The 19358-nt window shown below is 48.8% G+C and carries 18 protein-coding genes and 2 pseudogenes; 4 read left to right on the forward strand and 16 right to left on the reverse strand.

Annotation, left to right across the window (positions count from 1 at the left end; translation table 11 throughout):
* Nucleotides 1-73: 73 nt before the first annotated feature.
* The 6 genes from D515_RS18730 to D515_RS18755 form a co-directional block, all read right to left on the reverse strand.
* Nucleotides 74-1498 carry a gamma-aminobutyraldehyde dehydrogenase gene (locus tag D515_RS18730; RefSeq protein WP_002540724.1) on the reverse strand — a complete coding sequence of 475 codons (1425 nt, stop codon included), beginning with the start codon at nt 1496-1498 and terminating at the stop codon, nt 74-76.
* 9 nt (nt 1499-1507) lie between these two features.
* On the reverse strand, nt 1508-2323 hold the full coding sequence (locus tag D515_RS18735; protein WP_002540725.1) for an ABC transporter permease: 816 nt from the start codon (nt 2321-2323) through the stop codon (nt 1508-1510).
* Nucleotides 2313-3269 (reverse strand): ABC transporter permease, encoded by a 957-nt coding sequence (locus D515_RS18740; RefSeq protein WP_002540726.1) that lies wholly within the window; start codon nt 3267-3269, stop codon nt 2313-2315. Before D515_RS18740 ends, D515_RS18735 begins: the two co-directional genes overlap by 11 nt.
* Nucleotides 3266-4252, reverse strand: coding sequence for an ABC transporter ATP-binding protein (locus D515_RS18745; protein WP_002540727.1), 987 nt, complete (start codon nt 4250-4252; stop codon nt 3266-3268). Before D515_RS18745 ends, D515_RS18740 begins: the two co-directional genes overlap by 4 nt.
* A gap of 39 nt (nt 4253-4291) precedes the next feature.
* Complete coding sequence (locus D515_RS18750; protein WP_002540728.1) at nt 4292-5452, reverse strand: ABC transporter substrate-binding protein; 1161 nt, start codon at nt 5450-5452, stop codon at nt 4292-4294.
* A gap of 153 nt (nt 5453-5605) precedes the next feature.
* On the reverse strand, nt 5606-6514 hold the full coding sequence (locus tag D515_RS18755; RefSeq protein ID WP_039850308.1) for a LysR family transcriptional regulator: 909 nt from the start codon (nt 6512-6514) through the stop codon (nt 5606-5608).
* 115 nt (nt 6515-6629) lie between these two features.
* On the opposite strand from D515_RS18755, the gene D515_RS18760 reads away from it, so the two are divergent.
* A complete protein-coding gene (locus tag D515_RS18760) occupies nt 6630-6953 on the forward strand; it encodes an antibiotic biosynthesis monooxygenase family protein (protein WP_039850315.1) in 324 nt (107 codons plus the stop codon).
* 341 nt (nt 6954-7294) lie between these two features.
* Here the strand turns inward: D515_RS18760 and D515_RS18765 are convergent, their stop codons facing one another.
* The 4 genes from D515_RS18765 to D515_RS18780 form a co-directional block, all read right to left on the reverse strand.
* Complete coding sequence (locus D515_RS18765) at nt 7295-8569, reverse strand: dicarboxylate/amino acid:cation symporter (protein ID WP_002540733.1); 1275 nt, start codon at nt 8567-8569, stop codon at nt 7295-7297.
* A gap of 120 nt (nt 8570-8689) precedes the next feature.
* The gene (locus tag D515_RS18770) at nt 8690-9922 is read right to left on the reverse strand and encodes an NAD(P)/FAD-dependent oxidoreductase (RefSeq protein ID WP_002540735.1); all 1233 of its coding nucleotides are present in this window, start codon (nt 9920-9922) and stop codon (nt 8690-8692) included.
* Nucleotides 9923-10139: 217 nt separating this feature from the next.
* The gene (locus tag D515_RS18775; RefSeq protein WP_002540736.1) at nt 10140-10328 is read right to left on the reverse strand and encodes a DUF1289 domain-containing protein; all 189 of its coding nucleotides are present in this window, start codon (nt 10326-10328) and stop codon (nt 10140-10142) included.
* A 12-nt stretch (nt 10329-10340) separates the two neighbouring features.
* The gene (locus D515_RS18780) at nt 10341-10778 is read right to left on the reverse strand and encodes a hypothetical protein (protein WP_002540737.1); all 438 of its coding nucleotides are present in this window, start codon (nt 10776-10778) and stop codon (nt 10341-10343) included.
* 312 nt (nt 10779-11090) lie between these two features.
* On the opposite strand from D515_RS18780, the pseudogene D515_RS26235 reads away from it, so the two are divergent.
* From D515_RS26235 to D515_RS26245, 3 genes and pseudogenes are all read left to right on the forward strand, one after another.
* A pseudogene (locus D515_RS26235) lies at nt 11091-11372 on the forward strand (Gfo/Idh/MocA family protein); the annotation flags it as partial.
* Nucleotides 11373-11403: 31 nt separating this feature from the next.
* Complete coding sequence (locus tag D515_RS26240; RefSeq protein ID WP_239643997.1) at nt 11404-11655, forward strand: hypothetical protein; 252 nt, start codon at nt 11404-11406, stop codon at nt 11653-11655.
* Nucleotides 11656-11661: 6 nt separating this feature from the next.
* Nucleotides 11662-11991 carry a hypothetical protein gene (locus tag D515_RS26245; RefSeq protein ID WP_239643995.1) on the forward strand — a complete coding sequence of 110 codons (330 nt, stop codon included), beginning with the start codon at nt 11662-11664 and terminating at the stop codon, nt 11989-11991.
* 71 nt (nt 11992-12062) lie between these two features.
* Here D515_RS26245 and D515_RS26455 read toward each other — a convergent pair.
* From D515_RS26455 to tssI, 6 genes and pseudogenes are all read right to left on the reverse strand, one after another.
* Nucleotides 12063-12131 (reverse strand): annotated as a pseudogene (locus tag D515_RS26455) (hypothetical protein); the annotation flags it as partial.
* A gap of 76 nt (nt 12132-12207) precedes the next feature.
* Nucleotides 12208-12435: a hypothetical protein gene (locus D515_RS18790; RefSeq protein WP_039850309.1), complete on the reverse strand. Its 228-nt coding sequence runs from the start codon at nt 12433-12435 to the stop codon at nt 12208-12210.
* 1 nt (nt 12436) lies between these two features.
* On the reverse strand, nt 12437-16291 hold the full coding sequence (locus D515_RS18795) for an RHS repeat-associated core domain-containing protein (RefSeq protein WP_002540738.1): 3855 nt from the start codon (nt 16289-16291) through the stop codon (nt 12437-12439).
* Nucleotides 16292-17287, reverse strand: coding sequence for a Rhs family protein (locus D515_RS18800; protein WP_152442400.1), 996 nt, complete (start codon nt 17285-17287; stop codon nt 16292-16294).
* The gene (locus tag D515_RS18805) at nt 17284-18003 is read right to left on the reverse strand and encodes a DUF4123 domain-containing protein (RefSeq protein WP_002540741.1); all 720 of its coding nucleotides are present in this window, start codon (nt 18001-18003) and stop codon (nt 17284-17286) included. The genes D515_RS18800 and D515_RS18805 overlap by 4 nt, the downstream gene beginning before the upstream one ends.
* The coding region (gene tssI / locus D515_RS18810) for a type VI secretion system tip protein TssI/VgrG (RefSeq protein WP_051997530.1) at nt 17991-19358 on the reverse strand (1368 nt) is incomplete at its 5' end. The genes D515_RS18805 and tssI, both read right to left, overlap by 13 nt.

A 19358-nucleotide genomic window follows, 5' to 3' on the forward strand; every position in this document is an offset into this window, starting at 1 on the left:
AAGAAAAAAGACCATTGACCGAATAGGACCTGAGAGGAGGAGGTGATCAATGGGTTTCGCAAAAAGGGTTAACTTAATGTGCAATCATCACATGCCGTATGGCGGTGTAATCATCCAATGCATACATCGACATATCTTTGCCATAACCCGAGCGTTTCATGCCGCCATGGGGCATTTCATTGGTCAACATAAAATGGGTGTTTATCCAGGTGCAGCCATATTGAAGCCTTGCTGCCGTTGCCATGGCTTTACTGACATCACGAGTCCAGATAGAAGAAGCCAAGCCGTAATCTGAGTCATTCGCCCAGGCTACCGCATCTTCAACATCTGAAAAACGTGTCACCGAGACCACAGGTCCAAAGACTTCCTTGCGGACGATTTCATCACTTTGCAGCGCCCCGGCGATGACAGTGGGTTCATAGTAAAAGCCATTCCCCGGTAGAGTTTTCCCACCTGTCACAACTTCAATGTGTTTTTGGTTGGAAGCGCGCTCTACAAAGCTGGCGACGCGCTCTCGCTGGCGATGTGAGATAAGCGGACCAATATCGTTTGTCTCGTCATCATCATTGTTGTACTGGATGGTACTGACGGCAGCGCTGAGATCCGCTACTAATTTCTCGTAAACACTGTCACCGACATAAATACGGCAGGCGGCCGTGCAGTCCTGTCCTGCGTTGTAGTAACCAAAGTCTTTGAGTCCGGCAACCACGAGATCAATGTCCGCATCGTCAAATACAATAACAGGCGCTTTGCCGCCCAGTTCTAAATGTGTCCGTTTTACAGACTTACTCGCTGCTTCCATCACTTTCTTGCCGGTCGCAATATCACCGGTGATTGAAATCATATCAACGTCAGGGTGATTGATAAGTGCATTCCCAACAGTTTCACCGCGGCCAAGCACCACATTGACGACACCTTCAGGTAGCTCGCTGGCGAGAATATTAACAAGATGCAGGGCGGTGAGTGGTGTTTGTTCTGAAGGTTTGAACACAACAGTATTACCACCACCAATGGCGGGTGCGAGCTTCCAAGCGGCCATCATCAGTGGGTAATTCCACGGTGCAATTGAGGCGACAACACCGACAGGATCACGGCGTAACATCGAGGTGAACCCTTCCAGATACTCTCCGGCCGCCGTGGTGGTTGTGCACCTTACTGCGCCTGCAAAGTAGCGGAAGCAGTCAACGATAGCAGGGATTTCATCATTGAGAACCGCACCATAAGGTTTCCCGCAATTGAGCGATTCAAGTCGCGCAAACTCTTCAGCAGAGGCTTCGATGCGGTCGGCAATTTTCAGCAAGCATGCCGATCGCTCCGCAGGCGTTGTGCGCGACCAGTGCGTAAAGGCTTTTCGGGCCCAAAAGACCGCGCGGTCAATTTGATCTCTGGAGGCTTCCGGCAGCTCAATGATGGTTTCCCCATTTCTTGGGTTCAGTATGGTTTCTTTCGCATCCTGGCCAGCTTCTATGCTTTTACCAATCAACATGTTTGTGTCCATGAATCCTCCTCACTTTCCTTGTCCGCCAATGTGGCTGCCTTCACGCGTCACGTAATAGGCGATAAGAATTGGTAGAAATGTCACCAGAACGACGACCATAGCAACAACGTTGGTGACGGGTCTTTGCCTTGGTCGCACAAGCTCTTCCAACATCCAGATGGGCAATGTGGCTTGTTGTCCTGCAGTAAATGTGGTGACGATAACTTCGTCAAATGAAAGGGCGAATGCCAACATGCCACCTGCCAATAATGCGGTGGCGATATTGGGCAAAATCACGTATCTGAAGGTCTGGAAGCTGTTTGCACCCAAATCCATAGAAGCTTCAATTAATGCGCCTGAGGTCCGGCGAAAACGCGCTACCGCGTTGTTGTAAACCACAACAATACAAAAGGTGGCGTGGCCCAATACGATCGTCCAATAGGAAAACGGAATGTCAGCCAGATTGAACGCTGAGCGAAGGGCAATCCCCGTAATAATGCCTGGCAGTGCGATAGGCAAAATCACCAACAGGGAAATGGTTTCGCGCCCAAAGAAGCGAGATCGCGAAACTGCTGCCGCACAGAGTGTTCCCAACACCATGGCGATGATGGTTGCCAAGCTGGCGACCTTCAGCGAAAGGGTTAGCGCCTCCCAAACATCAGGGCGGTTCCAGGTCACCTCAAACCAGCGCAGCGTGAAACCTGGTGGCGGCCACTGGTAGCTCTTTTCTTCAGTCGTAAACGCGTAGACAAATATCAACAGAATAGGCAGGTGCAAAAAGGCCAGCCCACCGAAAGCGGCGACTTTCAACAACCAAGGTGCTTTGGGGGAAGAATTAGAGTGCATTGAAAGCCCCCATGCGCTTCGCGCCCATTAGATAGAAACCCATGATCACGATTGGGACCACCGAGAAGGCTGCAGCAAGAGGAATATTCCCAGCAGTGCCTTGGTGAGAGTAAACGGCTTGCCCGATAAACAGGCGGGATGAACCGATGATCTGAGGGATGATGTAATCCCCCAGTGTCAGTGAAAACGTAAAGATCGAGCCCGCGACCATACCTGGGAGCGCCAAAGGGAGCAGCACATGGCGGAACGTCTGAAGTGGCTTTGCGCCCAGATCTGAGCTGGCTTCCAGCATGCTCGACGGTACGCGTTCAAGCGAAGCTTGCAGCGGCAAGATCATGAAGGGTAACCAGACATAAAGGAATACCAAAAAGGTTCCTGTATAACTCACAGACAGCGAGTTACCACCAATGATGGGTATTGAAAGGTAGGCGTTAAGCAACGCATCTAGGTGCAGTTGGGTAAGCAGCCAGTTAAGAATGCCTTCTTTGGCGAGGATGAGTTTCCATGCATACACCTTGACCAAATAGCTCGACCAAAGTGGGAGCATCACCCCGAGATAGAACAGGGCCTTCCATTTCCCATGTGCGTAGCGGGCAGCAAAGTAAGCAACGGGAAAAGCAATGATCGCAGCGCCAACTGTCACGAATGCCGCCATAGATACGGTACGGACAATAATGTCGAGGTTGGCGGCGCTGAAAAGTTCGCCGTAGGTTTTCAGTGTAAATTCGTACTGAATCAGTCCGGTGAACTCATCGATGGAAAAGAAACTTTGGATGAGAAGTGCAAACAAACTGCCCAGATAGACGACGCCCAGCCAAAGTACGGGGGGGCCAAGAAGAATCGCGAGCAAAACGCTTGGCTTTCTCCAAAGTAAATCCGAGAAGCTGACCAATAATCCTTTTGAAGCTGCACTGGGTGTTGTGACAGTAGAGGCTTGATGATTCATTTGGCCTCCATCAAATGCAGGTCGGTGGGCTGCCAGTTCACGCGAACCTGCATACCTTCTTCTGGCAGCACGGACGAAGACGGCGCGAGCAACGAGAGGGCGTAACCTTCAACATTCAGGCTTATCTTTGTCATCACCCCTAAGAAGCTTCTTCCTGTGACCGTGGCGCGTAGGCCTCCTTCATTCACGAGGTTAACGGCTTCTGGCCGCAGGCTTGCCCATCGTGATTCTCCGTTAAGACGCTCGACAAATTGCGGTGGCAAAACATTGGATGAACCCACGAAGTCGGCGACAAACCTTGACGCGGGATTACGATAGATGCCTTCCGGTGAGTCTACCTGCATGGCACGCCCTTCTGAGAAAACCGCAATCCTGTCAGCCATGGAAAGTGCTTCACTTTGGTCATGGGTAACAAGCACGAAGGTAATGCCCAATTGACGTTGCAGCGATTTCAACTCTTCCTGCATTTGCTCCCTGAGCTTGAGATCAAGCGCACCGAGAGGTTCATCAAGAAGCAGTACACGGGGCTTGTTGACCAGTGCACGAGCCAGGGCTACGCGCTGACGTTGCCCACCGGAAAGTGCAGCCGGGCGTCGGTCTGAAAAACCATGAAGCTTAACCATCTCCAGCGCACTTTCAGCTTCCCGGTAGCGTTCGCTTTTTCCAACGCCTGCGATCATCAACCCATATGCCACGTTGTCGAGAACGTTGAGATGAGGGAAGAGCGCATAGTCCTGAAACACAGTATTTATCTGTCGTTGGTAGGGCGGAATGCCCGACACACTTTCACCGAATAGCCTGATATCTCCAAAGGAGGGCTGTTCAAAACCTGCAATAAGGCGAAGACTGGTGGTTTTCCCTGAGCCTGAAGGACCAAGTAAGGCAAAGAATTCACCTTCTTCGATAGACAGGGTTAGATCATCAACAGCCTTAACATCGCCGTAGCAACGTGAAACCGATTGGAAACTCACAGCATCGGACATCGTTACCTCCTTGTGTCCGGGGAATCCTTGAAGGTGGCCTTAACGGCCACCTATCACACCAATGTAATCAGATACCCAACGGTAGTAGGGCACGCACTGACCTTGGCTCTTACACTTGGAGACAGGGGTTTGCCAGAACTTAATGCGGTCAAACTCTTCCATTCCGTTGAGTTTGCAACCTGCGGCAGTTTGCATGCCGCGGCCATCTGTACACGCTGCGGGTACACTGGGGTTTGCGCCAAACCATACTGAGAGATCGCTTTGAAGGTTCGAAGCAAGGGTATGTTCCATCCAAAGGTATGCACAGTTAGGGTTGTCAGCGTCAGCGTGCATCATGGTGGTATCCGCCCAACCTGTGGCCCCCTCAACTGGGATGGTTGATGAAATAGGCTGTTTGTCTGCAGCGAGCAGATTGACCTGAAATGGCCAAGAGCCTGAGGCTACCATGCCTTCATTCTTAAAGTCGTCAATCTGGATGAAGGCATCATGCCAGTAGCGGGAAACTAATTTTCTTTGCTGTCTGAGTAAATCAAGCGCCGCGTTGTATTGTTCCTGATTGAGCTCGTAAGGGCTGGTGATGCCTAGCTCAGGTTTATGGTGCATCAGATAGTTGGCGGCATCTGCGATGTGTATTGGTCCATCGTAGGCTTGAACACGTCCCTTGTTGGTGTTCCCATCTGGCAGTGTGACTTCCTCGAAAACCACGTTCCAACTGGCTGGCGCTTCCTTGAAAACGTCCTTGTTGTACATCAATACGTTGGGTCCCCACATGTAGGGAGTCCCGTAATGTGTGCCATCAACGGTATGCCAAGGCGCGTTTTGCAATCGCTTGTCGACGGTCTTCCAGCTTGGGATCAGGTCAATATTGACGGGTTGCACGCGCTTACCCGCAATCAACCGCAAAGAGGCGTCGCCAGAGGCAGTGACCAAATCAAAACCACCTTCGTTCATCAAGGCGACCATTTCGTCTGATGTGTTGGCAGTTTTGACGTTTACCTTACAGCCTGTGGCTTTTTCAAACCCCGTTACCCAATCAAAATCAGGGGATGTCTCACCGCGCTCGATATACCCCGGCCAGGCGACAATGTTTACCTGACCTTCGGGTTTACCGATCTTGGTGAGTGCATCTGCTGTCGCAGCGCTCGAGGCGGCGAAAATGAAAGTGGAGGCGATAAGTGCGGTAATCCTTGTCTGATTCATTTCCTTTCTCTCCCTGTGTACTTCTCAAAAAACGAAAGTCGGAATCAACCTTTAGAAGCTTTGTTTTTTGAGTACACATTTACAAATGGGATATCCAGAAGAGAGGTATAGGAAAATCCGATACCAGAAGTAACTACAGGAAAAATAGATTTTTTATCGTGAGCGCTGTTTGTGATGAGACTGGGCGACGTTGATAAAACCTTGAACGTGAGGTTGGAGTTTTGAGCCTTTTCGCCACACCACACCAATTCGGATAACAGGGAGCGAGCCCGAGATGTCTCGTGATTCAATGCGATCACCATCCAGCGACCAAGGCCGGTAAACCATATCCGGCAATAAAGTGACTCCTGCGCCAGTAGCGACCATATTACGGACGGCTTCAACGGAGCGCGTGCGGAATACGATGTCTGGGCGCGTATTTAATGCGCTCAACAATTTGTGTGTGGTGGCTTCGATTTCCTCGATATTGAGCATGACCAAGGGCTCATCCGAAATATCGTCGAGTGAGATAGAGTCGCTGGTGGTTAATCTGTGCCCAATCGGCAGCCAGAGCCGATATGGAGAAACATCCAATGTTTCTGCTTCGAGTGCCATTAGGTCCTGATCTTCATCGAGTAGGATCACAGCAGCATCAAGTTCTCCCCCAATCAAAAGATGCTCGAGATATTCACTGTTGTCTTCGATAACGGCGATTTTTACGTAAGGATAAGCACGTTTATAACGTGAAAGAATATCAGCTAATACATAGCCTGAAACTAGCGCCGTCACGCCAATGTTAAGTTCCCCTTTGGAAGTAGAGCTCTCTGGAGAAAGAGATAAGCGTGCATCGGAGACTTGCCCAAGGATTGTTTTGGCATGCCGCAGGAAGTGATGACCATTCCGGGTGATATTCAGACCCCTTGGATGGCGTTCAAACAAAAGCACCCCGAGATCAGCCTCAAGATCTTTTATCGCGTCCGTTATTGCGGACTGGGAGATAGAAAGCAACTGGGCGGCATGGGACATACTGCCTTGCTCTGCAGTAGCGACGAAGTACTGCAATTGTCGCAACGTAAAAGCCAAAAGTGATTAATCCATTGAAATGACTCTTCTGATTGTAGAGCATTGAAGCGTATTTGAAGCTATCCCAAAGACTGAGATACTTCCTGTAGGCAATTGAGCGAAGGAGAAAATGATCATGTCTGACATTGCGAAAACCCCAGAGCCGCCTTATTACGCTGTGATATTCACCAACCACCGAACAGAGATCGATGAAGGCTATGGAGAGATGGCCGAGCGAATGGTTGAGTTGGCAGCTGAGCAACCTGGTTTTCTGGGCATTGAATCGGTCAGGGAGGGATTAGGTATTACGGTCTCGTACTGGAAAGACCTCGAATCCATCAAGCAATGGAAAGTAAACATGGAGCATGTAGAAGCCCAGAAAATGGGGCGAAAAAAATGGTATCAGGCCTTTACAACACGAATTGCCAAGGTTGAGAAGGAGTACAGTCTGTCAGACTAAAAATGTTAGTCAAATAAGACTGTTATGGTCGGATGTACAAGATAGATAAATTTTTAACTTGGTTTTCTCAAAAAAGAACCGCTGAGTTAAAAGTAAAGACGTACGTTGACCTTATGTATCTTATCCACAAATACTGTGAATAAAAAACACCAGTAGCAAATAATAAACAAGTGAGTGTTAAATGCGCATGGTTGCGTAAGGCCTATTTCGGCTGTTTGAAGGTGTTTATTGTATTGGGCTGTAAAAAGTTTGTTTGGCCATCGGCATGTCCGGATTAAGAAAAATACATGATGAATAATCATTCAGATTCATATCTATGATGGGCATACCGATGGCAGTTATCAAATGGCGTGATGGGTTAGCTGATGACTTGCCCCTTCCTCCTGTTGCCACTTATCGATCACTACCGCAGCAATCAGATCCCCTTCAACGTTAACAGCGGTTCTGAAGGTATCCAGTGGGCGTTCAATCAGCAATAGTATGGCAATCGCTTCAAGGGGAATACCCGCCGCCAGAAGTACCATCTGCATACCGGACATAGAACCTGAAGGCATTCCTGGCGCGCCAATGGAAGACACCATGGCCATGATAAAGATCATCACCAATCCTGAGGTTGTCAGATCGACACCAAAGAGCTGAGCAAGAAAAATCGCAGCTACCCCTTCAAACAGTGCTGTGCCATCCATGTTCATGACAGAGCCAAGAGGTAAAACCATACTGCTGGTCGTTTGAGATACCCCAAGTTCCTGCTCTGCAGTCTGCATCGAAAGGGGCAGGGTTGCAGAGCTAGAGGAAGTCGCGAATGCCATGGCCATTGGGGCAGACAATGCTTTAAAGAGACGCTTGAAACTTATCCCAGTGATGAATTTTGCAATACCCGGCAACACTATGGCGCCGTGGATCAGGGTGAGCGTAAACACCAATACGGCAAACAGGGCCAATTGCTTGAACAGCAAACTACTGCCGGAGACAGAAAATTCAAAAACGATGGAAAAAACGGCCAATGGAGCAAGCTTGATGATACCGTTGACGATTTTATTCACGCCTTTGTTTAATCCATTGATCACCTCAAATAACGAATGTTTCTCAGGTAGTGTCGACACTAAGGCCAAACCGAGCATAAATGAGAATAAGACAATCGCGAGAAGGTTACCTTCGGACAAGGCTTGTATTGGGTTGACAAGTGCCATCGAGAATAGTTTTTCTGCAATCGCCCCACCATTAGCGGCTTCAGCGCTAATCAATTTGACCTCTTCGCCCACTGGCACAATCGATGTCAGTGGCTCCCATGGTGGGAGCAGTAACGACGCACCCAGCCCGAGGCTGATAGCAATGAAAGAGGTAAAGCTATAAAACAGTATCGTGGTTCGGCCTATCTTTTTTAACCGCATTGTTGAGCCAATACTGGTGATACCTTGCAGCAGTGACAGCATCACAACAATGCCTACCACCATTTTGAGCAAACCCAGATAAGTGGTTTTACCCAGTGCGATCAATTGATACCAGTCTTGCTGAGCGACCTGATCGTCAATGGAGAAGAGGCGGGTTATGGCCCAAGCTGAGAAAGCGGCAAACGCTAGCTGTAAAGGGAGAGACTGACGAAGTTTAGTCCACATTATTGTTATTCCAAAAATTCTCAGCGCGCTGGAAAACTGAGCTGAAAAAGCAAGCGATAAGGCACTGAGAAGTGTTTTGCACTTCTCAGTGAGAATAGGAAGTGACAGTGTCACCAAATCTTAGGAGATATTGTGCTTGTAGAAAGGATTCAGTGATGCCTTTACACGCTTTAGAAGCACCAGTGCCGTGACGCGACCCCAACCAAATAGAATTTTCTGGTGAAGACGAAATATTGTGTCATACAGGTTGCGTACAAAGCGGCCACGAACGATCAATTTGTCGTTCATCAGGCTGCCTACTGCATAGTCATGGCCAACCGCGATAACCATTCCGCCATCATTGAAAATAAATGGTTTCATCGCTTTACCTTTAAGCATACGGATAAGCTGGCGAGCTAAATGATCTGCAGCCTGATTTGCTGCTTGCGCTCTTGGTGGTACAAAGCTGCCGTCAGGCTGCGGGCATTCAGCGCTGTCACCGATAACAAAGATATTCTCATCCATCGAGGTACGCAGCGTTTGGTCAACTTTCAACTGGTTCAGGCGGTTTGTTTCCAATCCATCAAGTGTCGCAAGCCATGGTGCACACTTAATGCCTGCCGCCCATAATTGAAGGCTGGCAGTCAGAACTTCACCATTATCAGTAATGAGTTTCCCTTCTTCTGCGCGCGCTATACGCGTGTTTGTTTTAACGTTCACTCCGCTTTTAGTGAGTGCGTGCTGCACTTTCTGGGACATGCACTCAGGGCCAGCAGGCAATACCCGATCAGAGGCTTCAATAAGGGTAATTTTAAGCTCGGCATTTCTGCGGTAACGTTTTAGCTGGTTACTGACTTTTGCAAGCTCGGCGGCCAATTCGACGCCTGTTGCACCTGCACCCACGATAGAGATTTGACGCGACTCATCGGCTTTCAGCAAAGGATTAATGTGATCCCATGCTCGCTGGGCTTGTTCTGCAGAGTCTAAAAACAGGCAGTGTTCGCTGACGCCTGCCGTTTTGAAGTCGTTACTTACTGCGCCAACCGCAATCACCAGATAGTCGTAATCAATCGTCGATATCTGGCCATTGGCATCACGAATTTCAATCTGTTTGTCAGCGCGGCTAAGTGCAGACATTGAAGCTTGGACATATTGATAGCGATTGCAGAAGCTATGTTGGAGGTAGCTAACAGCATCCAATTCTTGGTCGAAGGTTCCGGCCGCGATTTCATGCAGACGAGGCTTCCAGTAATGGTGACTGGCAGGCTCAACCAAAATAACCTCATGTTCACGGCGACGCGCAAACTGTTTACCCAAACGAGTGACTAACTCCAGGCCTGCTGCACCACCACCTACTACAACGATTTTTGACATCGTTCTCTCCCAATACCAACACTCAGAGTGTTGTTGAATACGGTATGCCAGCCTTGTCATCAAGTTTCATAGGCTAGCGGAATGGGGCGCATTATATTGATGATGTGAAAATTGATAATCCAACACATTCGAAATTGATTATTACCCATAGGTAATAATTGCACTGGATCGGATTCAGGTTATTTGGGTATAGGAGAGCAGCACCAAGATGCGATCGTTATTTTCCTTCTTTAACCACTAACTTAGACATCCTTTTCTTCAGTTCTTTTTGAAGGGCATTTTTGTCGTAAGGCTTCATGCCTTTCCACTTTTGGCATTCCTCACGCGTACGACCACACCCTAAACACCATCCTTTGGGGCCAGAAAAATCGCACACATCAATACAGGGACTTTGATTCCGCTTCATCGTTATCCTGCTTCAAAGCTCACTTAATGTCTGCTCAATACCGTCTTCAAGTTGCCGGAGACGGTTAAACTCTTCATACAGCTTTTGTTCGAGGTTTTTAAAGTTGAGAGGCAGGTTGCGCTGACAAATATGATAACCGCTTCCTATGGTTTGATAGCCTTTCCAGCCCTTGATTTTCTCCCCTTCAAGTTCCAGAAATTTGCGGACAAATTCAGATTGTGAAGGGCAGTCTTCTTCTGCATGCATACAGATAGGAAACTCTTTCTGCTTTAACTGCGGCGCTTCAATATAGGTTTCAAAGTGGATGCCGCCTTGAGCCTCATTGTGCCAACTTTCCTTATAAAGCTGCATGTACACGCCGCGGTTATATATTTCCCAACCATCATCAAACCATGACGACTGCCGGAGCATTTTCTCGAGATTCCGGAAAATAGGTTTAATGTCTTTCATTCATATGCCTTGAAATACAGACCCAACACGAGCATCTAACATGCTTCTCTACGGTCTGGATTAGCATCCTAGCCAAACTGAGTTGTTATGTTATAACGTAACCTATCAATGTCGCCAAATAGGTGTCAATAGGCGAGGAACAGCAAAAGCAGTGAGAACGAAATAGAGAAGGTGAATATCGAAAATGTCTCTTTAGTGTGACACGTCTGGAGTCTAAATTGGCACAGAAATGATACCCTCCAAGCCAGGTTTTCAGCTTGCGATTGGCTCCGAATCAGCAAGCAATCTGCTTCAACAATGAAAGGGAAATGAATGAGAATTGCCGTAATCGGTTTGGGTGATATTGCTACTAAAGCCTACCTTCCTTTGCTCACCCGCATGCCAAATCTCGAGCTTATCTTTTGTACCCGCAACCCAGAAAAACTAGCAGTAGTCGCTAGCAAATATCGCATTGCGGAAACCTGCCGCGATTATCGAGAGTTGCTTAAGATGAATATCGATGGCGTGATGATCCACACCAGCAGCGAGACCCATGCTGCTATTGCGACGTTCTTTATAGAGCAGCACATTCCCGTTTTCGTTGATAAGCCTGCCACGCTGAATTTTGCCGACTACCAAAAGCTTCATGATCTGTCAGAGCAAAAATCTGTTCCCTTTGTTTGTTGGCTTCAATCGCCGCTACATTCCGCTTTGGAACACGCTGGTGGGCCGAGACGATCTTCGAGCTCTCACTTGGCACAAACATCGACTCAATCTGACAGGCAAAGCACAGGACTTCATTTTTGATGACATGATCCACGTGATTGATTCGCTCAATATCCATGGAAACATTGACCAGCAATACATTCAGGTGGTGTGCCAGAAAGCGGGCGATTAAATCGCCATGATCAATCTATCCTGGGAAGAAAATGGCACTCTGTTTAATGGCCAGATGAACCGTCAGTTCGGCAAAACCTGCGAGTCAGTGTCGTTGGCCTTTGAAAACGAAGCCTATCAATTTAACAGCTTCCTGAAAGGCGAGAAATTCGAGAACGGTGTCACCCAAACTGTCGAACTGCCCGATTGGACAGATATCCTAGAAACCAAAGGCTTTAAAGCCATGCTGGAAGATTGGTTGAGTGTGGTGGCATCAGGCCGAATGGATGAGGAAACTAAGCAACGAAACCTATCGACCCATGCGTTTTGTGAGTGGTTGTTGGGGGAGGTTATATGAACCACACTCTGCATCGAAGCTGTAAGCATGGTTCATTGAATGCTTATAAGTCGATAAATAGAAAAAGAGACCTACAATGACCAAACGGATTTACCGTGTAAACCAGTGATATCTGTTGGCGTGCCAATTTGGTCTAGGTGGTAGTGGTAAGCCTCGCAGCCTTAGTCTTCACCCGGCTGTATTCGAAGTGCCTGGCCCAGTTGTTGTTTTGGAGAGTTAACTATAAATATTAACTATTTCTTGAATGACAAGTTGATCTTCATCAGTTACATCATATTGATAAAATACTGATCCAATAACCCTCCCTGGTATACAGCCAGGTATCATAGAAAAACGCTTGACCATTTCTATTTTTTTATCGCTAGATGCTTCATATTTATCTACTAGATAAATAAGCGTTTTAAGAGCGTACGCTTCATCAGCAAGTTTTTCTAATTTGTCCATCTTATTCCTCTGGGATTATTTCTACTGCATCATAGATAACATCTCGTCTGTCGGCGTGCAATTGTACTGCTCCTCCCTTACCGTATTGAGGATAGGCTTCAGCAAACGGTTCTAATCTTGTCGGGTCACTGTCACCAGCCCACCTGGGGACTCTGACTTGCGGTTTTCCATCCTCATATAGCTGAAGCGTATCAAATTTCCCACGAATTCTTGCGTCAGACCATGATCCTATACCATTCTCATCTGGACCTATGTTCGGTCCTTTGATTTGAAACGCATCAAGCGCATCAGCCGCATTCTCATATTCTTCAAAACCAATATAAGTAGGCTTACCTCTCCCAGTTTCGAGCATTTCATGTCCCCATTTATAGGGTGAGCCATTATCTTCTAAAAGCCTTTCGTATCTGTAGCCAGTGCTAGGCAGAGTAGAAGAAGGACCTGAAGGACCAACATAAAAATCCGGTTTTTGACTATCCCCACAACAAGCGCCATTAACAGATACATTCGCCAATCCCAACGGATCCACCCATCCCGTTGGGTTCGGTACATATTGGTAGTTATTTAATCCACCCGCTAACCCGATGGGGTCGGCCGTAACAAACCGCCCAGTGTTTGGGCTGTAGTAACGGTGTCGGTTGTAGTGAAGGCCTGTTTCTTCGTCGAAATACTGCCCCTGAAAACGCAATGGGCTGGAGATCTCTTCAACATGCTGTCTTAGCACATTGCCATATGCGCGGTATTGCACCGACCAGACCGCTCTACCCTGATTGTCGGTAATATCTGTTGGGGTACCGATTTGGTCTAGGTGGTAGTGGTAAGCCTTACAATCTGTGCCTTCACCTGACAGCATTGCCAACGGTTTGAAGGTGCCGGGCTCATAGATGTAGGTCTGGTAATGGTCTTTGCTGGTTTCGGCAATCAGGGTGTCGCCTTGCCAGATAAACTCAGTAGTTTTCACATTGCCAAGCTTGTTCGTTACGCACTTTTCAATGCGTCGGCCAAACGCATCATATTTGTAGGTGGCGAACGAACCGTCTGGCAATGTGGCTTTGGTTAAGCGGTGTTGGCAGTCGTACTCATACTGCGTGACTAGGCTTTGCTCTTTGCCGCGTTTTTCAACAATTAGTCGGCCAAATTCGTCGTATTCATAGTGACTGTCGCCGTGGAATTTGAGTTGATTACCTTCAACATCGAATGGCTTAGTGCCTGCCTTAGCGCCAATGACTTGATCAAGCAGGTTACCTGCTGGGTCATGGGCGAACGATTCTTCCACCACGCCCCGTGTTTTCTTGAGTCGTGAAAGCGGGTCGTAGTCGTAATAAACTGTACCGAATCGGCTGTCGGCCATCTCGCTCAGGTTGCCATCAGCACCATAGAGATATTGACGGGATTGTGTCTGTCGCCCGTTTTGGTGCTGGGTATGGGCAGTCAGTCGCCCCTGTTCGTCATGCTGAAAGCGGCTGAGAATGTCGCCTTGTTTACGGGCGGTTTCCAAACCATTTTGGTAATGGTGACGGGTCAGTTGCTCATCATTGAGCAAGATACGGCCCAGCACGCCGCCGGCAGAGCGTTCAAAGCTGAGTTTATTAGCATCAGGCAATTGCCAGTGGGAAAGATGTCCGACACTGTCATACTCGAAGAAGTTCGATGCCCAGCTTTGGTGTTCCTCGGTGAGCCTGCCAAGTAAATCATATTGCCACGCAAGGGGAGTCTCCCCATCGTCAACATCAATCAACTGTCCGTAAGCGTCGTAGCTGTAGGCGACCTCTTGTCCATCAGGCAGGGTTTTCTTAGTTAGCCTGCCCATGGCGTCGCGCTCAAAAACGGTTTCCAGTTCTGTGCCTTGAGTACCGGTCTCAGTTTTCTTCAGCAGTTTGCCGTTGAGGTCATATTCATAGGCGAAGCGACGGCCATCAAAGGTCGTTTCACTGCGAACCAGACCGTTGGAGTAGTAATCGATGCGATAGGTTTCGTTGCGCTCATTGATGATGGCGGTAACGAAATTTTTGGCGTTTTCGTACTGGTAACGAAGGGTAGAGCCGTCAGGTTGGATGACCTGACTAACAAGGTCGGTGTTCGGGTGATAGTCGTACAGGGTTTCCAGGCCGTTTTCATCAATAACACGGGTTGCCTTGCCGTAAGCATTGTATTCAAAGTGCTTAGTTTGTCCGGAAGGGAGCTTCACCTTGCTCAGTCTGTCAGCATTGTCCCACTCGTATTGAGTGACAGCGCCAATGGCCGATTTTTCAACAATGATGCGACCGAAAATATCGTAGCGATAGGAAGCTTGAGAACCATCGGGATAGGTTTCGCCAATCAGCATCCCCAGTCGGTTCCAAGCCAATTTATGCTTGCTGCCGTCCGGGTAGGCGATTTCGGTTAACTGACCTTGTCCGTTGTATCGGTAGAAGGTGTCTTGGCCAAGTGGATCCCGTTTTTCGGTGATGTCTCCTTGCGCGTTGTATTTGTAGCGCCAGTTGCGCTTGCCTTGAATAACCCGGCGAAGGTTGCCTCGCCAGTATTGGTATTCAATCACCTCTCCATCAGGTAGAACGGTCAGCACGCGCTGTTGAAAGTCGTTGTAGACATGGCGGGTTTCATTGCCAAGCGGGTCGACAGTGAGGACTAAATCGCCATTTTCATTGAATTCGTTTTTTGTAACGGCGCCGTCAGGGTCTGTTTGCGCTACCAGCTTAGCGTTTTCATCATGTTGGTAAGCGGCAGTGCTGCCGTCTGAATAGGTGATTTCGACGGCATTGGACGCGTCATCCCACTCGAATTTGGTGTCGTAACCAGTATTGCTCCAGTGATGGACACAACGAACTTCCTTTCCTTCACCCTCCCACTGCCAGCCGAACTCTACGCCACCTGCCATTTTGCGCAGCGAGATGACGTTGGACGGGTTATATTGATAATGCTCGCCTTCGCCAGCGGTGTTTAAGGCGTTAACGAGTTGCTGATTTTCGTTGTAGTGATAGGTGAAACTGGTGCGCTCTGTTATCCATTCCTTCTTTGAGCCGTCTGTTTTAAGCGTGCGGAACTCAATCGCAGAAATAAGGCCGCTTTGATACTCAAACCAAAGCGCAATACCCTGTTCGTTGATAACTGCTTGAGGTCGTTGATAGCCGTCGTATTCGATTGTTAAGCGGTTATTGTATTTGTCTGATAAACCCGTTAGCTGAGCAGTATTCCCTCTGCGGGTGAAGTGATGAAAGGGTTGCCCGGCTTGCGCCAAGACATATTCATTCTCTTTTTCACCGAGGAATACTGCTGCACCTGCGAGGTCGTTATAGATTTCAGGTCGCGACTCTGTAGGCTCTGGAAGTTGGGTGCGTTTGCCCTCGGCATCTTTCCAGAACAACTTGCCCGCTTCGAAGATCAGAGATTGGCTGAGAGGGTGACTCCAGCCATAACCCAAACTTGAGTTGAGCTCACAGCTTGATGTTTTGTAGGTTCGGGTAAACGTGTAAGGCAACGCACCGGGAAGCGTGACATCGCTAAGTTGAAGGGTTTCTTCACCCGTGACCATAGATACCGGACAGCCTTCTGACACGTCCTTACCAGCACCTTGTGTTGCGTCGCCTTTCTCGGTGGTGCTTTTTTTGTTATCGATATCCCGAGGTTTTTCAGAAGTGATATGCGAACTTTGGGTCGCAGAGCGTTTCTCCGAAGTCGCACCGTCTAGGTTTTTCCCCTCGACACTCTGGGTGGCTTTAGCCCTGGCGTTGAGCTTTCCATTGCCATGCTGGGTGACCTTTTTTAGTGTGTCGATGTTATCCACCGCGTCCACTTTGGTGATATCAACGACTTCTTTGATTTTCTTCACGGCCTTGACGGCGCGTCCTTTCCTGCTCATTTACGCACCTACCATGGTTGCGGTACCCGCAACATCTCTGAGTCGATTGATATTTCTTAAAACTGCGCCGCCGGGGATAACAATACTGAGGACAACCTCAACCAGAATGGAGGCGAGAGATACAGACACCAGAGTGAGGATCTGGAGTGGGCTAAGAATTTTGAACCAAGAGATGACTGCGTTGAGACACAAGAAGCAGCGCGCTTCATCTTTTATCAGCGTCAGCATTCTTTCGGCTTCTTCTTTGGCTGAGGCCAGTTTTTCAGCAATCAACTCTGGATTTTCTAAATATTTGGAGAGTTTTTTAGCTAGCTCCGTGGGGTTGGCGAGTAGCTTGAATAAATCAGCAATTTCATCCCAGGCATCAACGACAGCATCCAGCATATTATCGAGAAACTTCCCCACTTCGTCCCAGACATCAATAGGATCGTTAAGATAGATTTGCCATTCGCTACGCTGCGTCTTCCATTCTTTATCCAACCAAGCAGTGAGCTTGTTGATTGTTGGGTCATAGGAATCGAGCATGGTTTTGATGTCACTTTCGCTCACCTCGGGATAAAAGGTGATGCGGACAGGTTTACCCCGATATTTTGGGTCTAGCATGACCTCAGCGGTGCCGTCGCTACCGATTGTGCCGGAAACTGCTGGACCATCAGGTTCGTATGAATCGATAAATATCCCATCATCGAATTTGACTGGCTGTACCTTAAATGGCGTGCCTGTGATGGGAACAAAGGCTTCGGCTTCAAAGCAATGAACAAGAGTGATCTTTCCATCAAGTGGGCAGGTGATGATATCGGCTTCGATTTCAGAATCGTCTGTATCTGCAGACTGCTCGTTATCATTGACGATAACCTTTTGTTCCATATCCAGCGCCCACCCATAAAACCAGTTCTCTGAGTGTTTGCGGTATTCATCAATCGAGGTCTCGAAATCCGATTTAATCTTGCTGAACATGTTATCGACGTCAGCCATCGTCATTACGTTACTGCTCACCGATACACCTCTTTATCCAATGCATTTTTGATGTAACTGTTTAACGTGCCGAATTCTTCCTTGTAGCGCTCAACCAAGCGCTTGACCTTGGCTTCAATGGTTCTTTCAGGAAAAGAGAAGTAGATATCGGCGTGATTTTCCCGGAGCCATTTAATGCTGTTGGCGATGAGGACGGATTTATCTTCTTCGCTGAGCTTTTTAACGACAGCTTCAGGCACTTCCCACCAAGGAAAGGGTTTCTCAACGACTGAAGATGCAGGGGTAGAATTGGTCACTGTGCGTTGTTTTGAAACCCATTGCTGACAAGGACCCATCACTTGGTTGCGCTGTTCTTCATCACAGAAGCGCGCTAGATCGATACTGAATCTTGGGTCATAGAAACGGAAAAAGGCATGGTTGCCTGAGGGCATCCACACCAGTGTGAGACTACGAAAATGTTGGAATATGTCCGGCAAGTGGAGTGTGCTCGCAACGAGAATGCCCCAGTCCTCGTTCGCTTCCTGCTCCGTCCAGGTAATGAAATCAGGCAGGTGCGAAACGTCGGCGATATAAGGCATCACCTCATGCCATTCTGCGTAGGGGGTTCCGCTCCAAAGTGGTTTGGCGTCATTACCGCCAAATCGATAGAAATCTGCCAACGCTTTGTCATCGCAGGTTCCGTTGAATATGGCATACCAATGGAGAGGAGCCTCTGTCTCTTGGGCTAGATCTCGCATTGGCCATCCTTACATTTTTCACATTCTTCGCAGAATGGCGCGGCGGACTTCATGGTGGCGATTTGTGCCGGTGTCAGCATAGGGAGTGGGTTTTCTGGCTTAGGTGGCAGTTGTCCTGGCAATGTGGGTGCTGCACCGCCGTATCCACTTCCGCTTCCTGCTGCGCCGCCTGCATTCAGATCAACAACGGGGCCTGATATATGTACCCCTGAAGTATCAACAGTGACGAAACATCCCCCTGCTTTTAGCGTGATCTGGCTGCCTGCTTCAATCACTAACTTGGCACCGGACTTTTGGTGTATTTCATTGCCTGCATCGACAAGTTGCCCTGTGCCTTGCTTGATGTGGACTTTGTTGTCACTGATGACCGTCTTGTCACCTTTTACGTGCTCTTTAGATTGCCCATCGACCGTCAGGTGGTCATCCACCTTGATGTGCTGGAACCTTTCATTCTCCACATCCAGATGGAGGTCATGCTTGATGTTGTCCTTACGGTCATTCTCGACCAGCAGGTTCATGTCCTTCTGGGCATGGACATAGATTTCTTCCTGCCCCGCCTGGTCCTCAAAGCGAAGCTCATTAAAGCCTTCGCCCTGATGAGTTTCGGTTCTGAGTACCGTACGTGTTTTGTTGGCGGGCAGCGGATAGGGAGGCATATTGGTGGCGTGGTAAGTACGCCCGGTGACAATCGGCTGGTCCGGGTCACCCTCAAGGAAAGACACAATCACCTCATGGCCGATGCGGGGAATGGCCATCATGCCATACTGACCGCCGGCCCAGCCCTGAGAGACACGTACCCAACAGCTTGAGGCATCATCACTGTTACCATAACGGTCCCAGGGAAACTGCACCTTCACCCGGCCATGTTCATCACAGAAGATCTCCTCGCCATCCGGACCGGTGACAATCGCGATTTGCGGGCCATGGACACAAGGTTTTGGTTGCGGTGTCGGACGCCAGGGCCGGTGAGCCGGAATGACCGAAAAGGTATTGTGGAACGTCGTCATGCCCTCACCGCCAGCCTCTTCCAGCGCCTGAGGCTGGGTGCCTTCACACTGGGCAGAGACCACCACCCAGTCACGGTTCGTGGTCTCATCCGGATGGTCCACCAGGTCAAACAGCATCCCCGGCTGAACCTGAGGGACATTGCTTTGCGCGGTCGCCGTGATGGCATCACGTCTTAAATGCTCGAGGCGGTACTGGGTAAAAGGCTTCCCTGCAGCATCACTCTTATAACGCCCCGGGTAGTCATAATGCTCATACGTGCCACGCTGAAAGGCCATCTCCGTGCCTGCGTGTTCATGTAAAAAGCCATAGGCCGGCTTTTTAAAACTGTAATCTTTCAGCTGCGCGGA

The organism is Grimontia indica, assembly GCF_000333895.2.
Taxonomy (GTDB): Bacteria; Pseudomonadota; Gammaproteobacteria; order Enterobacterales; family Vibrionaceae; genus Enterovibrio; species Enterovibrio indicus.

Bases quoted from the DNA above. Each gene is read 5' to 3' on its own strand.
- D515_RS18790 (WP_039850309.1), bottom strand. From the start codon at position 12,435: ATGGACAAATTAGAAAAACTTGCTGATGAAGCGTACGCTCTTAAAACG.
- D515_RS18775 (WP_002540736.1), bottom strand. From the start codon at position 10,328: ATGAAGCGGAATCAAAGTCCCTGTATTGATGTGTGCGATTTTTCTGGC.
- D515_RS18730 (WP_002540724.1), bottom strand. From the start codon at position 1,498: ATGGACACAAACATGTTGATTGGTAAAAGCATAGAAGCTGGCCAGGAT.
- D515_RS18795 (WP_002540738.1), bottom strand. From the start codon at position 16,291: ATGAGCAGGAAAGGACGCGCCGTCAAGGCCGTGAAGAAAATCAAAGAA.
- D515_RS26240 (WP_239643997.1), top strand. From the start codon at position 11,404: ATGATCTGTCAGAGCAAAAATCTGTTCCCTTTGTTTGTTGGCTTCAAT.
- D515_RS18740 (WP_002540726.1), bottom strand. From the start codon at position 3,269: ATGAATCATCAAGCCTCTACTGTCACAACACCCAGTGCAGCTTCAAAA.
- D515_RS18735 (WP_002540725.1), bottom strand. From the start codon at position 2,323: ATGCACTCTAATTCTTCCCCCAAAGCACCTTGGTTGTTGAAAGTCGCC.
- D515_RS18760 (WP_039850315.1), top strand. From the start codon at position 6,630: ATGTCTGACATTGCGAAAACCCCAGAGCCGCCTTATTACGCTGTGATA.
- D515_RS18765 (WP_002540733.1), bottom strand. From the start codon at position 8,569: ATGTGGACTAAACTTCGTCAGTCTCTCCCTTTACAGCTAGCGTTTGCC.
- D515_RS18805 (WP_002540741.1), bottom strand. From the start codon at position 18,003: ATGCGAGATCTAGCCCAAGAGACAGAGGCTCCTCTCCATTGGTATGCC.
- D515_RS18770 (WP_002540735.1), bottom strand. From the start codon at position 9,922: ATGTCAAAAATCGTTGTAGTAGGTGGTGGTGCAGCAGGCCTGGAGTTA.
- D515_RS18750 (WP_002540728.1), bottom strand. From the start codon at position 5,452: ATGAATCAGACAAGGATTACCGCACTTATCGCCTCCACTTTCATTTTC.
- D515_RS26245 (WP_239643995.1), top strand. From the start codon at position 11,662: ATGATCAATCTATCCTGGGAAGAAAATGGCACTCTGTTTAATGGCCAG.
- D515_RS18745 (WP_002540727.1), bottom strand. From the start codon at position 4,252: ATGTCCGATGCTGTGAGTTTCCAATCGGTTTCACGTTGCTACGGCGAT.
- D515_RS18780 (WP_002540737.1), bottom strand. From the start codon at position 10,778: ATGAAAGACATTAAACCTATTTTCCGGAATCTCGAGAAAATGCTCCGG.